Genomic DNA, 15,742 nt, shown 5'->3' with positions numbered 1-15,742 from the left:
GCACGCCTGTGATACGTCTGCTCGGCGCGATCTTGCTCGCGGGAGCGGCCGGAGCCTGGTTCGTGACGGGCGGGCAGCGGCTTTCGTCGGATGATCTTTCGGCGGCGGCGGGCGATGGCGACGCCGCCGCCGCGGAACAGGTGTTCTGGGCCGCGGGCTGCGCATCGTGTCACGCCGCGCCCGAAGCCGAGGGCGACGCGCTTTTGACGCTGGCGGGCGGGCAGCGGTTTCCGTCCGACTTCGGGACATTCGTCGCTCCCAACATATCGACCGACCAGCAGGTCGGCATCGGCGGATGGAGCTTCGAGGACTTTGCCACGGCGCTGCGCAATGGTGTCAGCCCGCAGGGGCGACACTACTATCCCGCCTTCCCATATCCCAGTTATGCCCACATGACCGATGCGGACATCGCGGATCTTTGGGCATTCATGCGGACGCTTCCAGCGGACCAAACCCCGAGCGCCGGGCACGAGTTGAGCTTCCCGTTCTCGATCCGGCGCAGCGTGGCCGTCTGGAAATGGATGAACCTCGACGACGAATTCGTATTGGGTGCGGCAGATACCGAAAGCCTCGCGCGCGGCCGCTACCTCGTCGAGGCGCTGAGCCATTGCGCCGAATGCCACACCCCGCGCAATGCCTTTGGAGGGCTGGTGAAGGGTCGCTGGATGGGCGGCGCGCCGAACCCGTCGGGCAAGGGCAGCATCCCGAACATCACCCCCGGTGCGCTGGACTGGTCCGCGACCGACATCGCCTATTACCTCGGCACAGGCTTCACGCCCGACTACGATTCAGCGGGCGGGCACATGGCGCGCGTGGTTCAGAACCTGGCCCGCCTGCCGGACGGAGACAGGCAAGCCATCGCCGCGTATCTCAAGGCGCTGCCGCCGGTCGCGCCGCTGGACGGCGGCGGCTGACCGGGCAGGCCCTGCGCCTCAGGCCTTGGCCAGCTTCGCCTGACGGGCGGAGCGCAGACGCGCGAAATCGTCCCCGGCATGGTAGCTCGACCGCGTCAGCGGCGTGGCTGAGACCATCAGGAAGCCCTTGTTGTAAGCCGCCTTTTCGTAGGACTGGAATTCCTCCGGCGTGATGAAGCGATCCACCCGGTGATGATGCGGCGTCGGCTGAAGATACTGGCCGATTGTCAGGAAATCGATCCCGGCAGAGCGCATGTCATCCATCACCTGAAGTACTTGTGCGCGTTCCTCGCCCAGTCCCACCATGATCCCCGACTTGGTGAACATCATCGGGTCCAGTTCCTTCACGCGCTGCAGCAGCCGAAGCGAATGGAAGTACCGCGCGCCAGGGCGCACCTCCTGATAGAGGCCGGGGACGGTTTCCAGATTGTGATTGAACACATCCGGCCGTGCGGCGACCACGGTTTCCAGCGCGGACGGCTCGCACTTCAGGAAGTCGGGTGTCAGGATCTCGATCGTGGTGTCGGGGCTGCGGTGCCGCACGGCGCGGATGGTCTGGGCGAAATGCTCCGCCCCGCCATCATCGAGGTCGTCGCGGTCCACGCTGGTTATGACGACATGGTTCAGGCCCAGCTTCTGCACCGCATCGGCGACGCGGCCCGGCTCGAACACGTCAAGCGCATCGGGCCGTCCGGTGGCGACATTGCAGAACGTGCAGCCCCGGGTGCAGATCTCGCCCATGATCATCATGGTAGCGTGACCCTGCGACCAGCATTCGCCCGCGTTCGGGCAACCGGCCTCTTCGCAGACGGTGGTCAGCTTGTGTTCCCGCATGATGCGGGCGGTCTTCTTGTAGCCATCCGATACCGGCGCTTTGACGCGGATCCAGGACGGCTTCTTGGGTTGCGGGTTGACGGGGCGGTGTGCCTTTTCCGGGTGCCGCTGTTCGGGAATTTTCAGATCGCGCATTCTGGTCTCCTCTGCGTGCCCTTATAAGAGCCTAGCGCACGCTTGTCCTGCGCCAAATCCGCATGGCCGCTTGCCCCGCCACACATAGTCCGTCCGGTGTGCGCCGCCGGATGCTGGGGTCGCGCGTCGACCCGACGCGCCGCCGGTCAGGCCCGGCGTCGCAGCACGGGTGCATGAGCAGGCAACCGGTGGCGTAGCACATAGGCCGGAATATCGGCCCGCGAAATCCCCAGCCGGGACAGTTCGGCATCCGACTTGGCGTTCAGGCGCAACGCATCGCGGCGAATGCTGCGCCGCATCTGCGCCGGGTTGAAGCCGAACCCGACCCCGGCAAAAAACTGGTCGAGCGCAAGATCGAGCGCGGGCGTGAAGGCGATCTGGACGTTGGTTGCATCAGTCATCTGGGCACCTTTCCTGACGATGGCCCCTCCTTCCCTTAAAGCTGACACGCAAAGATGAACCGAAAACCCCAAGAGGCAATCGCGCGAGCCTTCTCGTCCGGATTGATGCATCCGTGCCGCGTGAATTGCCGTCGCCTTGCGACCCGCGCACAAAAATGCGCCGCCAGAGTGGATCTGGCGGCGCGGACTGGCTCCAACTCGGAAACGATGAACAACTTGGGGAAGAAACAGCGGAACCAGAAAACCCGAAGGACAGATCAGATGACGGCCTTGCGGCGACGCCGCGCGAGACCGAGTCCGGCCAGCGCAGCCCCCAGCATCGGCAGTGCCGCGGGCAGCGGCACCTGCGCGGCGGCAAGGCTGCTGTCGACGATCACGCTGTCAATCGTGAACTCGACACCGGTGAACCCGCCGTTCTCGTAGTAGGTCAGAACGAAATCGACCGGGCCGGACCCTGCATCGAACAAGGTGTTGGTGTAGGCGAAGGCGCGCGGCGCGCTTTGGCGCGAGACTTCCGAGCCACCGATTACCAGCGAAAAGCCGTCATCCGACCCCACGCCATAGGTCTTCGAGCCAGCACCGGGCAGGAACGTGCCCGAAATGCGGAAGACGCTGGTGCTCAGCGATGTCGGGAGGGAACCGCTGTAGCTGGGGAAGTCCACACCGAGGAAACTGGACAGGGACGTGCTGTCGCCGACCGAACCACTGCTGCCCGCCGGATAGTCGATCGCAGTGGAAAGGAAGGTGCCGGTGGCCGCATTGCCATTCGCATAGCTGATTGCGGCGTCGATGGTGCTGAAGGACGACGATGCGTCCCAGAACTCGCCGAAATACCCTGCGGCATGCGAGACAACCGGTGCGGCACTCAGCGCGGCGGCGACAACAACGGACTTTATTGATTTGGTGAAAGACATTTTCGAACGACTCCTTGCGATGTGTCATTCGTATACGTGCTCGGCGCCCGTCACCTCAACATAGAAACAATTTTACTATTAACGCCCCGACTTTCGGCCAGCCCACGCGTCAAAAGAGGAAGTACCGTTGCGCCATCGGCAGGCTGCTGGCCGGCTCGCAGGTCAGCAATTCACCGTTGGCGCGCACTTCGTAGGTTTCCGGGTTCACCTCGATCTCGGGCGTGGCATCGTTCATCACCATGTCCGCCTTGCCGATCCCGCGTGTGCCCTTGACCGCCGCAGTCTGCTTGCGCAGGCCAAGCTCCGCGCCGATACCCGCCGCCTGCGCCGCCTCGCTGACGAACGTGACAGAGGACGCTTCGAGCGACCGGCCGAACGCGCCGAACATGGGACGGGAATAGACCGGCTGCGGCGTCGGAATGGACGCGTTCGGGTCGCCCATCTGCGCACAGGCGATGGTGCCGCCCAGCAGCACCATTTCCGGCTTCACACCGAAGAAAGCGGGCGACCACAGGCACAGGTCCGCTCGCTTGCCCACGGAGATGGAGCCGATCTCGTGGCTGATGCCATGTGCGATGGCGGGATTGATCGTGTACTTGGCGATGTAGCGTTTCACGCGGACATTGTCGTTCTCGCCGGTCTCGTCGGAAAGCCGCCCGCGCTGCACCTTCATCTTGTGCGCCGTCTGCCAGGTGCGGATGATGACCTCGCCCACCCGGCCCATCGCCTGGCTGTCAGAAGCGATAATCGAAAACGCGCCCATGTCGTGCAGGATGTCTTCGGCTGCGATGGTCTCGCGGCGGATGCGGCTTTCGGCGAAGGCGACGTCCTCGGGGATCGACTTGTCGAGATGGTGGCACACCATCAGCATGTCGAGATGTTCTTCCAGCGTGTTCACCGTGAAGGGCCGCGTCGGGTTGGTGGAGGACGGAATGACGTTTGGTGACCCGCAGACCTTGATGATATCCGGCGCATGTCCGCCCCCCGCCCCCTCGGTATGGAAAGCGTGGATCGTCCGGCCCTTCATCGCCGCAAGCGTGTTTTCCACGAAACCGGACTCGTTCAGCGTGTCGGTGTGGATCATCACCTGAACGTCCATGTCATCGGCCACCGTAAGGCAGCAGTCGATGGCGCCGGGCGTGGTGCCCCAGTCTTCGTGCAGCTTCATCGCGCAGGCCCCGGCCTCGATCTGTTCGACCAGCGCTCCGGGCAGCGACGCGTTGCCCTTGCCCGCGAAGGCAAGGTTCATCGGGAACGCATCCGCCGCCTGAAGCATCCGACCGATATGCCAAGGCCCCGGCGTGCACGTGGTGGCAAGCGTTCCGTGCGCGGGCCCGGTTCCGCCGCCCAGCATGGTGGTCAGCCCCGAATGCAGCGCGTCGTCGATCTGCTGCGGGCAAATGAAATGGATGTGGCTGTCGAAACCGCCCGCTGTCAGGATGCGCCCTTCGCCGGCGATCGCCTCTGTCCCCGGCCCGACGATGATGTCCACGCCGGGTTGCGTATCCGGGTTGCCGGCCTTTCCGATGGCCGCGATGCGCCCGTCTCGAAGTCCCACATCGGCCTTGTAGATGCCGGTGGTGTCGACGATCAGCGCGTTTGTGATGACCGTATCCACGGCGCCGTCCGCGCGGGTTGCCTGGCTCTGGCCCATGCCGTCGCGGATCACCTTGCCGCCGCCGAACTTCACCTCTTCGCCATAGGTGGTCAGGTCGCGCTCCACCTCGATGAACAGTTCGGTATCTGCCAGCCGGACGCGGTCGCCGGTGGTCGGACCATACATGTCGGCATAGGTGGCGCGGGAGATCTTGGCAGGCATCGGCGGGGTCCTCGGAACGGGGCGTTGATCTTGCCCGCAACCTTTGCCGGAACCGCCGGGTTGAGCAAGGGATCAGCGCCGCGCGCTGCGCCCTGTGCCCATCATTTGGGCAGTCCGGGGCCGCGGCGGGCCAGCCGGTGCATGTTGGACCGGGTCTTGCGCCCCAACGGCTTGACCGCCGCGGACAGCACCTGGTCGGGACGCTTGCCCGCCTGCGCCGCCGCCAGGGCCGCGTTGGCCGATTTCAGGAACGCCTGCGGCTTTTCCGACACCATGCGGCGGTTCTCGCCCGGTGTCACAGCCCACAGGCCGAACTGCCCCAGCACGCGCAGGGTCACGACCATCTGCGCCTCTGCCAGCATGGTCGCCAGCTGCAGGCCGGTCTGCATTGCCTGCAGCGGCGCTTCGAAGCTGGCGTAATGGGTCAGTCGGGGGTCGAAAGGGTTTGGGGCAGACATGGACCGCTCCTGATCTGGAAGGCGGAACAGCCGCCTTGCCATACATGTCTACCACAGATCGAAAAATGCTGCACTGCGGCATAAGCTCCGCAGTGCAGTCACATCAGGACGGATCGCCCGTGCCGGTGGCCTTAGGCGGGAGGCCCAGGGTGGCCGGGGCGCGACGGCGGCGGCTGCGCGGGGCGGCGGGCTTGCTTTCTGCAGCAGCAGGCTTCGGCGCGGCATCAGTCGATGACGTCTTGGCCGCAGCCGCGGCGGGAGTGGCCTTCGCGGCATCTTCCTTCTGCTTCTGCGCGGCCTTCGCAGCGCCTGCGGCGCGCCGGGGACGCGGGGCTGCCTTGGGCTTGGCGGCGGGCTTCTTCGCGGGCGCCGTCACGGCGTCCTTGACCGCGCCAGTAGCCTCTGCCGCCTTGGGCGCAGGTGCCTTGGCAGGCGTCGGCGCGGCCTTTTCGGCAGGCTTGGGTGCTGCTTCGGACTTTTCAGGAGTGTCAGTCTTGACCGCCGGGGTCGCAGCGACGGGGGCTTTGGGCGCTGGCTGCGCCTCGGTCTTGGCAGATGCCGCATCCGCCTTCGCGGGGGCCGCAACGGGCGTCACCAGCGACGCATTCACGGTTTCGGCCTTGGCGGGTTCCGCTTGCATCGGGGCCGGTTTCAGGGGCGCAGGCGCGGCTTCGACCGCGGGCGAGGCAGACGCCTTCGCCTTCGCCGTGGATGCCGCCTTTGCCTTCGGAGCCGCCTTCGGCTTCGGCGCGGGTGCAGGTTTCGGCACAGCGCGCAGCGCCGGGCGCGCCGTGGTGGCGCGCAACGTCACACGGTCGTCCTTCAGCCCACGGGCAGAGGTCAGTGCGACATCCCAGGTGGGCATCAGTGTCGCCATGCGGAACCCAAGTTCCAGCTGCGCCTCCGCCGTGCGGAACCAAAGCTCCACACCGCTTTTCCAGTAGTCCATCGGCGTCATCATCATCGTCGTCGTCTCCAGAGTGCTGTGTCGCGGCGCAGGACGGCCGCAGATGCCGGGCAGGATCACGCCAGCGGCCCCATGACCTGCTGGTTGAACCCGTAGACCCGCCGCGCGCCGCCATACGGCACCAGCGTCACGTCCCGCGACTGGCCGGGTTCGAACCGCACCGCGGTTCCAGCCGCGATATCGAGCCTGCGGCCGGCGGCAGCCGCCCGATCGAAGTCCAGCGCGGCGTTGGTTTCGGCGAAATGGTAGTGGCTGCCCACCTGAACCGGTCGATCGCCGGTATTGGCCACGGTCAGCGTCACCGCCTCAGCGCCCTCGTTCAGAACAATGTCACCGGGCGCTGTCAGAATTTCACCGGGTATCATCGGGTCGTCCTCCTGGCTGGGTTCCCGGACGCTTTCACACGCGCGGATCGGGAACAAGATCGCCCTGCCCTAGCGGCAGCCATTTCGCTGCACCTGCGCGGTACAATGCTGCACTGCCAAAAAGCAAGGCAAAACGCCCGCAAGGCGGGCATTAAGCAAAAAACGTGATCGATCCGGCCCACCGGGACAGCGGATCAGCGGATCGGATGGTGGACCGTCACCAGCTTGGTTCCGTCGGGAAAGGTCGCCTCGACCTGCACGTCATGGATCATCTCGGGCACGCCTTCCATGCATTGCGCGGCTGTGATCACCTCGGCGCCGGCAGCCATCAGGTCGGCCACGCTGCGCCCGTCGCGCGCGCCCTCGACCACATAATCGGTGATCAGGGCAATCGCCTCGGGGTGGTTCAGCTTCACGCCGCGCGCCAGCCGGTTGCGCGCCACCATCGCCGCCATGGCGACCAACAGCTTGTCTTTCTCACGGGGGGTCAGGTTCATGTCTCGCGTCTTCTTCCTGTTCTAGATCGCCCATACGCGCGGCAGCGCCGCGCCGGTCAGCACGCCCAGCACCGCCGCCACGGCCTTGCGCAGGGCTTGCGCTTCGCGGGACAGCGCCCGCACCACCAACTTGTCATCCCATCCCGCGGCCGCCGCCCGCACCGGGCCTGGCAGTCCGTCCAGCACCTCACGCACCGCACCCAGTCGATCGGCCGCGCCCGGCGCACACAGCGCAAGACTGCTCACCGACACAGCGTCACCCAACATCGCGGGCCCATCCCGCACCGCCAGCGCCGCGCCGCACAGTCGGAATGGCTCCAGCAGCACCGGACGCCCGTCGCGGCGCACCTCGCGCCAGTCCTCGCAACTCACATCCGTCAGTCGTTCGCCCATCGCGGCGCGGCCAAGCACGATCGTCTCGCACAACACAAGCCCTGCATCTCCTTCAAGGTCCGCCACCGTCCGGCGCGCAAGGGTCGACCGATCGAACAGTATGGTCTCCTGCGGCAGCCAGTGAAGCATTCCGCCCGCACCGACCCGCAGCTGCACTGCCATGCGCGCCGGATCGCCGAGGCTCGCATAGGCGCGCTCCGCCGTCTGGGTTGTCGCCACAGCGGTCACGCCCGGCCCGAGCCTCAGATCGAACCGCATGTCGTCGCCGCCGGTCAGCCCGCCCGCCGTGTTCAGGAACACGACCTCGGGCCGGTCCGAATGGATGCGCGGCAGGAAAGCCTTGGCCGACCCGCGCTGATAAAGCCGCGTCAGGCGCGCGCCCCGTTTCCCGCCGCCATCAAGCGCCACTTCGGCAAGGCCGCGCGTGCGCTGGTGCACCGGGGCCGCCTGCACGGGCGGACGTAGTGGGGCAAGATCGGTCATGCCCGGAACCCTAGCCGCCCCCGGCAGGCGGCGACAACGGCCAACCGCAACCCGGCGCGGATTTTCAGCCACGACGCCGCATTTTTGGGCAGCGCAGGAACGCAACGCCGGTCTGGTCAGGCGCCGCGGTTTTCTGTATCGCCAGCGCCATGACAGACCGCCTGACCCTGCGCCAGCCCGATGACTGGCACCTGCACCTGCGCGACGGCGACATGCTGCGCGCCGTGCTGCCCGAGACCGCGCGCCATTTCGCACGCGCCATCATCATGCCGAACCTTGTGCCGCCGGTGGTCACCGCCGCCGACGCCGCCGACTACCGCGACCGGATCATGGCCGCCAAGCCGCTCAACAACGGCTTCAAGCCGCTGATGACGCTCTATCTGACCGAAACGACCGATGCGAAGGACGTGCGCGCCGCGGCCGAGATCGGGCTGATCACGGCGGTCAAGCTGTACCCGGCCGGCGCGACGACCAACTCCGCTTCAGGGGTGCGTGACCTCGACAAGGTGATGCGCGTTCTGGAAACGATGGCCCAGATCGGGCTGCCGCTGTGCCTGCACGGTGAGGTGACGACGCCGGACGTGGATATCTTCGACCGTGAGGCGGTGTTCATCGACACGGTGCTCGCGCCGCTGCGCGAACGGCTGCCGGGCCTGCGCACGGTTCTGGAGCATGTCACGACCCGCGACGGGGTGGACTATGTGGCATCAGAGCCCGAGGACAGCATGGGCGCGACGATCACCACGCATCACCTGATCATCGATCGCAACCACATCCTCGCTGGCGGGATCCGCCCGCACTACTACTGCCTGCCGGTGGCCAAGCGCGCGACCCACCGCGACGCACTGATCGCGGCCGCAACCTCGGGCGATCCGCGCTTCTTCCTCGGCACCGACAGCGCGCCGCATCTCGATGCAGCAAAGCTGCAGCCCTGCGGCTGCGCGGGCTGCTTCACCGCGACAAACACACTGTCCTGCCTCGCCGAGGTATTCGAGCGCGCCGGGACGCTGGACCGCCTGGAAGGGTTCGCATCGCTGCATGGCCCCGCGTTCTACAAGCTCCCGGTCAACGAGCGCAGCATAACGCTGGTCAAGGGCGCACCTGTCGCCTACCCGGCCGCAATCGACACCGCCGAAGGCCCGGTCACCGTGTTCGACCCCGGCTTCCCCCTCCACTGGCGCGTAGAAGGCCCGCAGACATGATCCCGACCAGCTTTCCCGAAAAGTCCGAAATCGCCCGCCTTTCCGCACGGATGCTGCTGGAAATAGGCGCGGTGCATTTCAACGCGCGCGAGCCCTACATCTACGCATCGGGCCTGCCGGGGCCGACCTATATCGATTGCCGCAAACTGATCAGCTTTCCGCGTATTCGTTCCACATTGATGGATTTCCTGACCATCACCGTGATGCGCGATGCGGGCTTCGAGGCGTTCGACAACATTGCCGGCGGCGAGACCGCGGGCATCCCCTTTGCTGCGCTGGTAGCCGAGCGCATGAGCCTTCCGATGACCTATGTGCGCAAGAAGCCCAAGGGCTACGGGCGCAATGCCAGGATCGAAGGGGCGATGAGCGAAGGGCAGCGCGTGCTGCTTGTGGAGGACCTGACCACAGACGGCGGATCGAAGATCAGCTTCGTCGACGCGATCCGCGAAACAGGGGCAAGCTGTCACCACACGGCGGTGATCTTCTACTACGGCATCTTCCCGGAAACCGAGAAGACGTTGGGCGAACACGGCGTCGCGCTGCATCACCTGTGCACATGGCACGACGTTCTGGCCGAAGCGCGCAGTGCGCGAAGTTTCGATGAAGAAACCCTGGCCGAGGTCGCCGCCTTCCTGGACGATCCGCGCGCCTGGCAGGCCGCCCGCGCCTGAACTCGCGCTGAAAACCAGCCAGATGTTGACGGCGGGGGCACCCTTGCCGCAACATGCAGCATATCCACAGCCCATCCACAGCTTTATACAATTTGCCTGCCATCGACCGCGCGGTTAGGCAGGACAAACGATCACAAAAAATTCGCGGGGAGCAGCCATGAACCAGATCACAGGCGTGACACCGTCCCACCCCGACACAGAGGACGCGGCAGGCACACTGCCCCATTCTATCGAGGCAGAACAGCAACTGCTCGGCGCGCTTCTGACCAACGACCAGATTTACGACCGGATCGCGCAGATCGTGCAGGCGGGCCATTTCTTCGACCCGGTGCACCGCCGCATCTTCGAAACCGCCGTCACCCGAATTTCCAAGAACGCGTTGGTCACGCCGGTCACGCTGGCGAACTACCTGTCCGAGGACGAGGGGCTGAAGGAACTGGGCGGGTCCGCCTACCTCGTGCGGCTGGCAGGCGCCGCGATCTCGACCTTCGCGGCGAAGGACTATGCGCAGATCATCCGCGATCTCGCGATGCGCCGCCAGTTGATCGAACTGGGCCGCGACATCGCCGCCAAGGCCACCGCCGTCACCGCCGACAGCGACCCGCGCGACCAGATCGTGGCAGCCGAACAGCAGCTATACCTGCTGGGCGAAAGCGGGCAGGCCAGTCAGGGCTTCCAGTCCTTCCTGTCGGCGGTCACCGACGCGGTGAACGTGGCGAACGCCGCATACCAACGCGACGGCGGGCTGGCGGGCGTGTCCACGGGGCTGGACGATCTCGACAAAAAGCTGGGCGGATTGCACAAATCCGACCTGCTGATCCTCGCCGGGCGGCCGTCCATGGGCAAGACCTCGCTGGCCACCAACATCGCGTTCAACATCGCCAAGGGCTATCAGAAGGGCCTGCGCCCCGACGGCACCGAAGGCACGGTGAACGGCGGCGTCGTGGGGTTCTTCAGCCTCGAGATGTCGTCGGAACAGTTGGCCGCCCGGGTCCTGTCGGAAGCCGCCGAGGTGCCGAGCGAACAGATCCGCCGCGGCGACATGACCGAGGCGGAGTTCCGCCGCTTCGTTGAGGCCGCCAAGACCCTCGAGGCCTGTCCGCTCTTCATCGACGACACACCCGCGCTGCCGATCAGCCAACTCGCCGCCCGCGCGCGGCGGCTCAAGCGCACCCACGGACTTGACGCGCTGTTCGTGGATTACCTGCAACTGGTGCGCCCCGCCTCGGCCAAGGACAGCCGCGTGAACGAGGTGTCCGAGATCACGCAGGGCCTGAAGGCCATCGCCAAGGAACTGGACATCCCGGTCGTGGCGCTGTCGCAGCTCAGCCGACAGGTGGAACAGCGCGAGGACAAGCGCCCGCAACTGTCGGACCTGCGCGAAAGCGGCTCGATCGAACAGGACGCGGACGTGGTGATGTTCGTCTACCGCGAGGAGTACTACAAGGAACGCGAAAAGCCCGGCGACGACAAGCTGGCCGAGATGCAGGCCTGGCAAGAAGCTATGGAACGGGTGCACGGAAAGGCCGAGGTCATCATCGGCAAGCAGCGCCACGGCCCGATCGGAAGCGTGGAGCTGAGCTTCGAGGGTCGCTTCACCCGGTTCGGCAACCTCATCAAGCCGTGGCAGGCGGGCGCGGGCATCGAAGGGTTCTGAACCCGCCCTAACCACGATCCTGGCGGATTTTCCTTGATTTCAGAGCGGCTTCACACGCTAACCTCGCGTGAACAGCAGCCGAGAAAAGGAGACGGCGCCATGGCCAAGGAAAAGCCGAAAGACAGCATCATCGCGGTGCGGATCGCGGGCGGTGTGAGGTTCGCCGCGACGGCGCAGAACCATATCATGCTCGGCGACAGCACGAACGGGCCGGGCGCACATACCGGCCTGCACAGCTTCAATGTCGCCGCCGGTCAATACCCGACGCGAACGGTCAATATCACAGAACATGACAGCCGGGTGAACGACATCTATACGGCCAGCGTGTCGCTCCGCGGCGGCAAGGCGCCGAAGGTCAGTTCCTTCTTCCCGTCCGACATGGATTGGAACGCGATCAAGGCCGCGATCACCGAGGCTTGGGAAGACTGCCAGATCTATGCACCTCAATCCGAAATCTACAGACAGATGATGGCGAAATACAATCTTGGCATGTGCGGGATGGCCACAATCGCTGGGCAAAGGATCTGGATCGGCAGCATGAAATCCGGGAAGGGCCCGAACGGGATCGAAACCGCCTTTCCTGCCGTGAACAACAAGTTTAACTAGGCGCTGCTAAATGGACGCGCCGCGCCTGTTTAACCGGAGTTTCTGATGCCCGCGACCGACGACCTGATCACCCGCTATTTCGAAGCCTTCAACGCGGGCGACAGCGCCGCCATGCTCGACCTGCTGGCCGAGGATGTGGTGCATTACCCCAACCAGGGCGAACCGCGCCGCGGCAAGGCATTGTTCGCCGAGTTCTGCGCCCATATGGACCGCTGCTATTCCGAACAGCTTACCGATATCGTGGTGTTTACCAACGGTGACCGGGCGGCGGCAGAGTTCACGGTGAACGGCACTTACAAGGCCGACGATGACGGTCTACCGGCTGCCACGGGGCAGACCTACACCCTGCCCGCCGCTTCGTTCTTCAATGTCGAAGACGGCAAGATCAGCCGCGTGACGACCTACTACAACCTTCAGGACTGGATCGCGCAGGTCGCCCCCGGCGCCGCCTGACGCCGCCTCAGCCCCAAGGGCCGGCGTCGTTGCTGCGTCGCCCCGAACGCGGCACGGTGGTCTGGCGCTGCACGGTCGGACGTTGCGGCACGCGGCCCCCGCCTTGCCCGGCCATGGCCCGAAGGGCGGCGACGCGGTTCTCGGTCGCCGGGTGCGTGGCGAACAGGTTATCCATCCTTTGCCCGTGCAGCGGGTTGATGATGAACATGTGCGCCGTCGCCTTGTGCCGTTCGGCAGCCGCGTAATCGATCCTGGATGCGGCCCGCTGGATACCTTCCAGTGCGGAGGCAAGCCAGAGCGGGTTGCCGCAGATCTCGGCCCCGATCCGGTCTGCCTCGTATTCGCGGGACCGCGAGATCGCCATCTGCACCAGCGAGGCTGCAAGCGGAGCAAGGATCATCAGCGCGAGCGTGCCGATGATGCCTACCCTTTCGCGCGAGCCGCCGAAGAAAAGTGCGAAATTCGCCAGCATGGAAATTGCCCCCGCGAAGGTCGCGGTGACCGTCATGATCGCGGTATCGTGGTTGCGGATATGCGCCAGTTCGTGCGCGATCACTCCGGCCAGTTCCTCGCGCGACAGCCGTGCCATCAGGCCGGTGGTCACGGCGACCGCGGCATTGCCGGGGTTGCGCCCGGTGGCGAAGGCGTTGGGCTGGTCCTGATCGATCAGGTAGACAGCGGGCACCGGCATTCCCGCGTTGCGCGCAAGTTCTGCGGTCAGTTCGTGCAGGCCCCAACGGTCACCCGCGGCAAGAAATTGCGCGCCGTGCATCCGCAGGACCATCCGGTCCGAATTCCACCATGTGAAGGCGTTCATGCCAGCCGCGACGACCAGCGCGATCATCGCGCCGCCGCCGCCGCCCAGCATCCAGCCCACGCCCATAAAAAGCGCGGTCATCGCCGCCATCAAGATCGCCGTGCGCAGATAGCCCATGCCCGTCCTCGCTTCTCAGTTCCGGTCCCGAGGGCAGATGGGCAGCGCGCGGGACTTTGGCAAGCCCGCCGTCAGCCCCGCACGCTCTGGCTGACGGGATACTGGCTGCGGAACCGCGCGCGCAGGATGGCGACCCACAGGACGACCGCAAGGAACTGGTGCGCGATCGCCAGATGCCACGGCGCCGCGTTGTAGACGGTGACGACCCCCAGCAAGATCTGCGCCGCCAGCGCCGCAGCCATCAGGTGGAAGGCACGCGCTGTTCCGCGATTGGCCGACCGCCGCCCGCGCTGCCACACGACCACCCCGAAGGCCAGCAGCACATAGCCGGTCACGCGGTGGATGAACTGCACAAGCCCGGGATTTTCAAAGAAGTTCCGCCACAAGGGTTCGATCACGAAGGCCGACGAAGGAAACAGCTCTCCACCCATCAACGGCCAGTCGGTATAGCTGCGACCGGCGTCGATGCCAGCGACCAGCGCGCCAAGCAGGATCTGCACGAAAGCGAGGTGCAGCAGCCCTGTGGACATCCCGAAGAGCTTGACGTCGCGGCTTCGTCTGGCGGTCATCAACGCGGGTTCACTGCGGCCCAGAAGGAACGTGTACCACGCGATCAGGCCGAGGATCACGAAAGCCAGCCCAAGATGCGTGGCCAAGCGGTAGGAGGCGACATCGACCATGCTTCCGGTCAGGCCCGAGGCAACCATCCACCAGCCGATCGCACCCTGCAAACCGCCAAGCGCGCCCAGCAGCAGCAGGCGAGGCGACCAGCCCGGAGGGATCTTGCGCGCCAGCGCGAAGCCCGCGAACCCGATCGCCCAGACCAGTCCGATCGCGCGGCCAAGCTGCCGATGGCCCCATTCCCACCAGTAGATCACCTTGAACTCGGACAAGGTCATACCCTTGTTCTGCAACTGGTATTCCGGGATTTCGCGGTACTTGTCGAACTCGGATTGCCACGCCTCGGCGCTTGTGGGGGGCAGTGCGCCGGTGACCGGGCGCCATTCGGTGATCGACAAACCGCTGTCGGTCAGCCGTGTCAGACCGCCGACGGCGATCATCAACACCACCATCCCGAACAACACCATAAGCCATGCGCGCACGGCGCCACGCGCCCCGCCGCCGCGCCGGTCGATCAAACCGCCGGCGGGCTTGGCCGCGACCGCCTTGGGGCTGTCAACCTCTTCGAAAAGCTTGCGGTTTTTCTGGCTCATGGCGTCCTCCGGGTTGCGCGGAAGCTAGGCGTTGCGGACAGTGCGGGCAAGGTCACTCGGCGCGGTTTTTCCAGCGCACGACCTGGCGCATCATGCCGTGCAGGATCTGCACGTCGGCGCGGGTCAGCGGCATCCGCGACCACATGTTGCGCAGATTGCGTTTCATGTGCGGGGCCTTCACCTCGGGGAAGAAAAAACCCGCTTCTTCAAGGCGTTCCTCGTAGTGTTCGGCCAGCTTCTCGATCTCGTGCGCCTCGGCCCAGTCGGTGCCGGCCAGTTCGGTCGTCTGCGCGGGCACGTCATGGGTCTGGCGGCGCCATTCATAGCCGGTCAGCAGCACGCATTGCGCCAAGTTCAGCGACGGGAAGTCCGGGTTCACCGGCACCGTGATGATCGCGTTGGCGATTGAAATATCGTCATTTTCCAGCCCTGCGCGTTCGGGGCCGAACAGCACGGCGACGCGCTGACCTTCGGCGGTTCGGCGCACGGCGTCGGCCATCGCACCCTCGGGCGAGAACACCGGCTTTGTCAGCCCCCGCGCCCGCGCCGTGGTGGCGTAGACGTAGGTGCAATCGGCCACCGCCGCAGCGGTGCTGTCATGCAGCCCGGCGGCGTCCAGAACCCGACCCGCGCCGCTGGCCATCGCCACCGCATCGGGATTAGGCCAGCCATCACGCGGACTTACAAGGCGCATCCGGTCCAGCCCGAAGTTCAGCATCGCGCGCGCGGCGGCGCCGATGTTCTGGCCCATCTGGGGGCGGACCAGCACGAAGGCAGGCTGTGGGCGGGGCGGGGCGGTATCGGTCATGGCGGCGGTTTAGGCCA

At 65.7% G+C, this 15,742-nt stretch carries 18 protein-coding genes; 6 read left to right on the top strand and 12 right to left on the bottom strand.

Features of this window, described 5'->3' with window-relative positions; all coding sequences use genetic code 11:
• The first annotated feature begins 8 nt into the window (after nucleotides 1-8).
• Nucleotides 9-914, top strand: coding sequence for a c-type cytochrome (locus DKT77_RS03215; protein WP_109810295.1), 906 nt, complete (start codon nucleotides 9-11; stop codon nucleotides 912-914).
• 18 nt (nucleotides 915-932) lie between these two features.
• On the opposite strand, the gene lipA is transcribed toward DKT77_RS03215, so the two are convergent.
• The 9 genes from lipA to DKT77_RS03170 form a co-directional block, all read right to left on the bottom strand.
• Nucleotides 933-1,883 carry a lipoyl synthase gene (gene lipA, locus DKT77_RS03210; RefSeq protein ID WP_109810294.1) on the bottom strand — a complete coding sequence of 317 codons (951 nt, stop codon included), beginning with the start codon at nucleotides 1,881-1,883 and terminating at the stop codon, nucleotides 933-935.
• Between the two features lie 146 nt (nucleotides 1,884-2,029).
• On the bottom strand, nucleotides 2,030-2,284 hold the full coding sequence (locus DKT77_RS03205; RefSeq protein WP_109810293.1) for a hypothetical protein: 255 nt from the start codon (nucleotides 2,282-2,284) through the stop codon (nucleotides 2,030-2,032).
• Between the two features lie 257 nt (nucleotides 2,285-2,541).
• Nucleotides 2,542-3,198 carry a VPLPA-CTERM sorting domain-containing protein gene (locus DKT77_RS03200; RefSeq protein WP_109810292.1) on the bottom strand — a complete coding sequence of 219 codons (657 nt, stop codon included), beginning with the start codon at nucleotides 3,196-3,198 and terminating at the stop codon, nucleotides 2,542-2,544.
• Nucleotides 3,199-3,307: 109 nt separating this feature from the next.
• On the bottom strand, nucleotides 3,308-5,017 hold the full coding sequence (gene ureC / locus DKT77_RS03195; RefSeq protein WP_109810291.1) for an urease subunit alpha: 1,710 nt from the start codon (nucleotides 5,015-5,017) through the stop codon (nucleotides 3,308-3,310).
• 101 nt (nucleotides 5,018-5,118) lie between these two features.
• Nucleotides 5,119-5,475 (bottom strand): antifreeze protein, encoded by a 357-nt coding sequence (locus DKT77_RS03190; protein WP_238547654.1) that lies wholly within the window; start codon nucleotides 5,473-5,475, stop codon nucleotides 5,119-5,121.
• A 103-nt stretch (nucleotides 5,476-5,578) separates the two neighbouring features.
• The gene (locus DKT77_RS03185) at nucleotides 5,579-6,439 is read right to left on the bottom strand and encodes a hypothetical protein (RefSeq protein WP_146204941.1); all 861 of its coding nucleotides are present in this window, start codon (nucleotides 6,437-6,439) and stop codon (nucleotides 5,579-5,581) included.
• 59 nt (nucleotides 6,440-6,498) lie between these two features.
• Complete coding sequence (locus tag DKT77_RS03180) at nucleotides 6,499-6,807, bottom strand: urease subunit beta (protein ID WP_109810289.1); 309 nt, start codon at nucleotides 6,805-6,807, stop codon at nucleotides 6,499-6,501.
• Nucleotides 6,808-7,001: 194 nt separating this feature from the next.
• The gene (locus tag DKT77_RS03175; RefSeq protein WP_109810288.1) at nucleotides 7,002-7,304 is read right to left on the bottom strand and encodes an urease subunit gamma; all 303 of its coding nucleotides are present in this window, start codon (nucleotides 7,302-7,304) and stop codon (nucleotides 7,002-7,004) included.
• A 21-nt stretch (nucleotides 7,305-7,325) separates the two neighbouring features.
• Nucleotides 7,326-8,180 carry an urease accessory protein UreD gene (locus DKT77_RS03170; RefSeq protein ID WP_238547653.1) on the bottom strand — a complete coding sequence of 285 codons (855 nt, stop codon included), beginning with the start codon at nucleotides 8,178-8,180 and terminating at the stop codon, nucleotides 7,326-7,328.
• 149 nt (nucleotides 8,181-8,329) lie between these two features.
• On the opposite strand from DKT77_RS03170, the gene pyrC reads away from it, so the two are divergent.
• The 5 genes from pyrC to DKT77_RS03145 all read left to right on the top strand — a co-directional run bounded on the left by pyrC (nucleotide 8,330) and on the right by DKT77_RS03145 (nucleotide 12,769).
• Nucleotides 8,330-9,382: a dihydroorotase gene (gene pyrC, locus DKT77_RS03165; RefSeq protein ID WP_109810287.1), complete on the top strand. Its 1,053-nt coding sequence runs from the start codon at nucleotides 8,330-8,332 to the stop codon at nucleotides 9,380-9,382.
• Nucleotides 9,379-10,053, top strand: a complete 675-nt coding sequence (locus DKT77_RS03160) for an orotate phosphoribosyltransferase (RefSeq protein WP_109810286.1) — start codon at nucleotides 9,379-9,381, stop codon at nucleotides 10,051-10,053. Before pyrC ends, DKT77_RS03160 begins: the two co-directional genes overlap by 4 nt.
• A 157-nt stretch (nucleotides 10,054-10,210) precedes the next feature.
• Nucleotides 10,211-11,710: a replicative DNA helicase gene (locus DKT77_RS03155; RefSeq protein ID WP_109810285.1), complete on the top strand. Its 1,500-nt coding sequence runs from the start codon at nucleotides 10,211-10,213 to the stop codon at nucleotides 11,708-11,710.
• A 99-nt stretch (nucleotides 11,711-11,809) separates the two neighbouring features.
• Entirely contained in the window at nucleotides 11,810-12,316 is a 507-nt protein-coding gene (locus DKT77_RS03150; RefSeq protein ID WP_109810284.1) for an EndoU domain-containing protein, read from the top strand.
• A 45-nt stretch (nucleotides 12,317-12,361) separates the two neighbouring features.
• The gene (locus tag DKT77_RS03145; RefSeq protein WP_109810283.1) at nucleotides 12,362-12,769 is read left to right on the top strand and encodes a ketosteroid isomerase-related protein; all 408 of its coding nucleotides are present in this window, start codon (nucleotides 12,362-12,364) and stop codon (nucleotides 12,767-12,769) included.
• Nucleotides 12,770-12,776: 7 nt separating this feature from the next.
• On the opposite strand, the gene htpX is transcribed toward DKT77_RS03145, so the two are convergent.
• The 3 genes from htpX to DKT77_RS03130 form a co-directional block, all read right to left on the bottom strand.
• Complete coding sequence (gene htpX / locus DKT77_RS03140) at nucleotides 12,777-13,703, bottom strand: zinc metalloprotease HtpX (RefSeq protein ID WP_109810282.1); 927 nt, start codon at nucleotides 13,701-13,703, stop codon at nucleotides 12,777-12,779.
• Between the two features lie 71 nt (nucleotides 13,704-13,774).
• Nucleotides 13,775-14,917: a heme A synthase gene (ctaA, locus tag DKT77_RS03135; RefSeq protein ID WP_109810281.1), complete on the bottom strand. Its 1,143-nt coding sequence runs from the start codon at nucleotides 14,915-14,917 to the stop codon at nucleotides 13,775-13,777.
• A 52-nt stretch (nucleotides 14,918-14,969) separates the two neighbouring features.
• A complete protein-coding gene (locus DKT77_RS03130) occupies nucleotides 14,970-15,725 on the bottom strand; it encodes an RNA methyltransferase (RefSeq protein WP_109810280.1) in 756 nt (251 codons plus the stop codon).
• Between the last annotated feature and the right edge of the window lie 17 nt (nucleotides 15,726-15,742).

The sequence above is a fragment of the Meridianimarinicoccus roseus genome, assembly GCF_003172915.1.
In the GTDB taxonomy this organism is placed as follows: domain Bacteria; phylum Pseudomonadota; class Alphaproteobacteria; order Rhodobacterales; family Rhodobacteraceae; genus Meridianimarinicoccus; species Meridianimarinicoccus roseus.
This window is presented reverse-complemented; position numbering and strand designations above follow the sequence as displayed.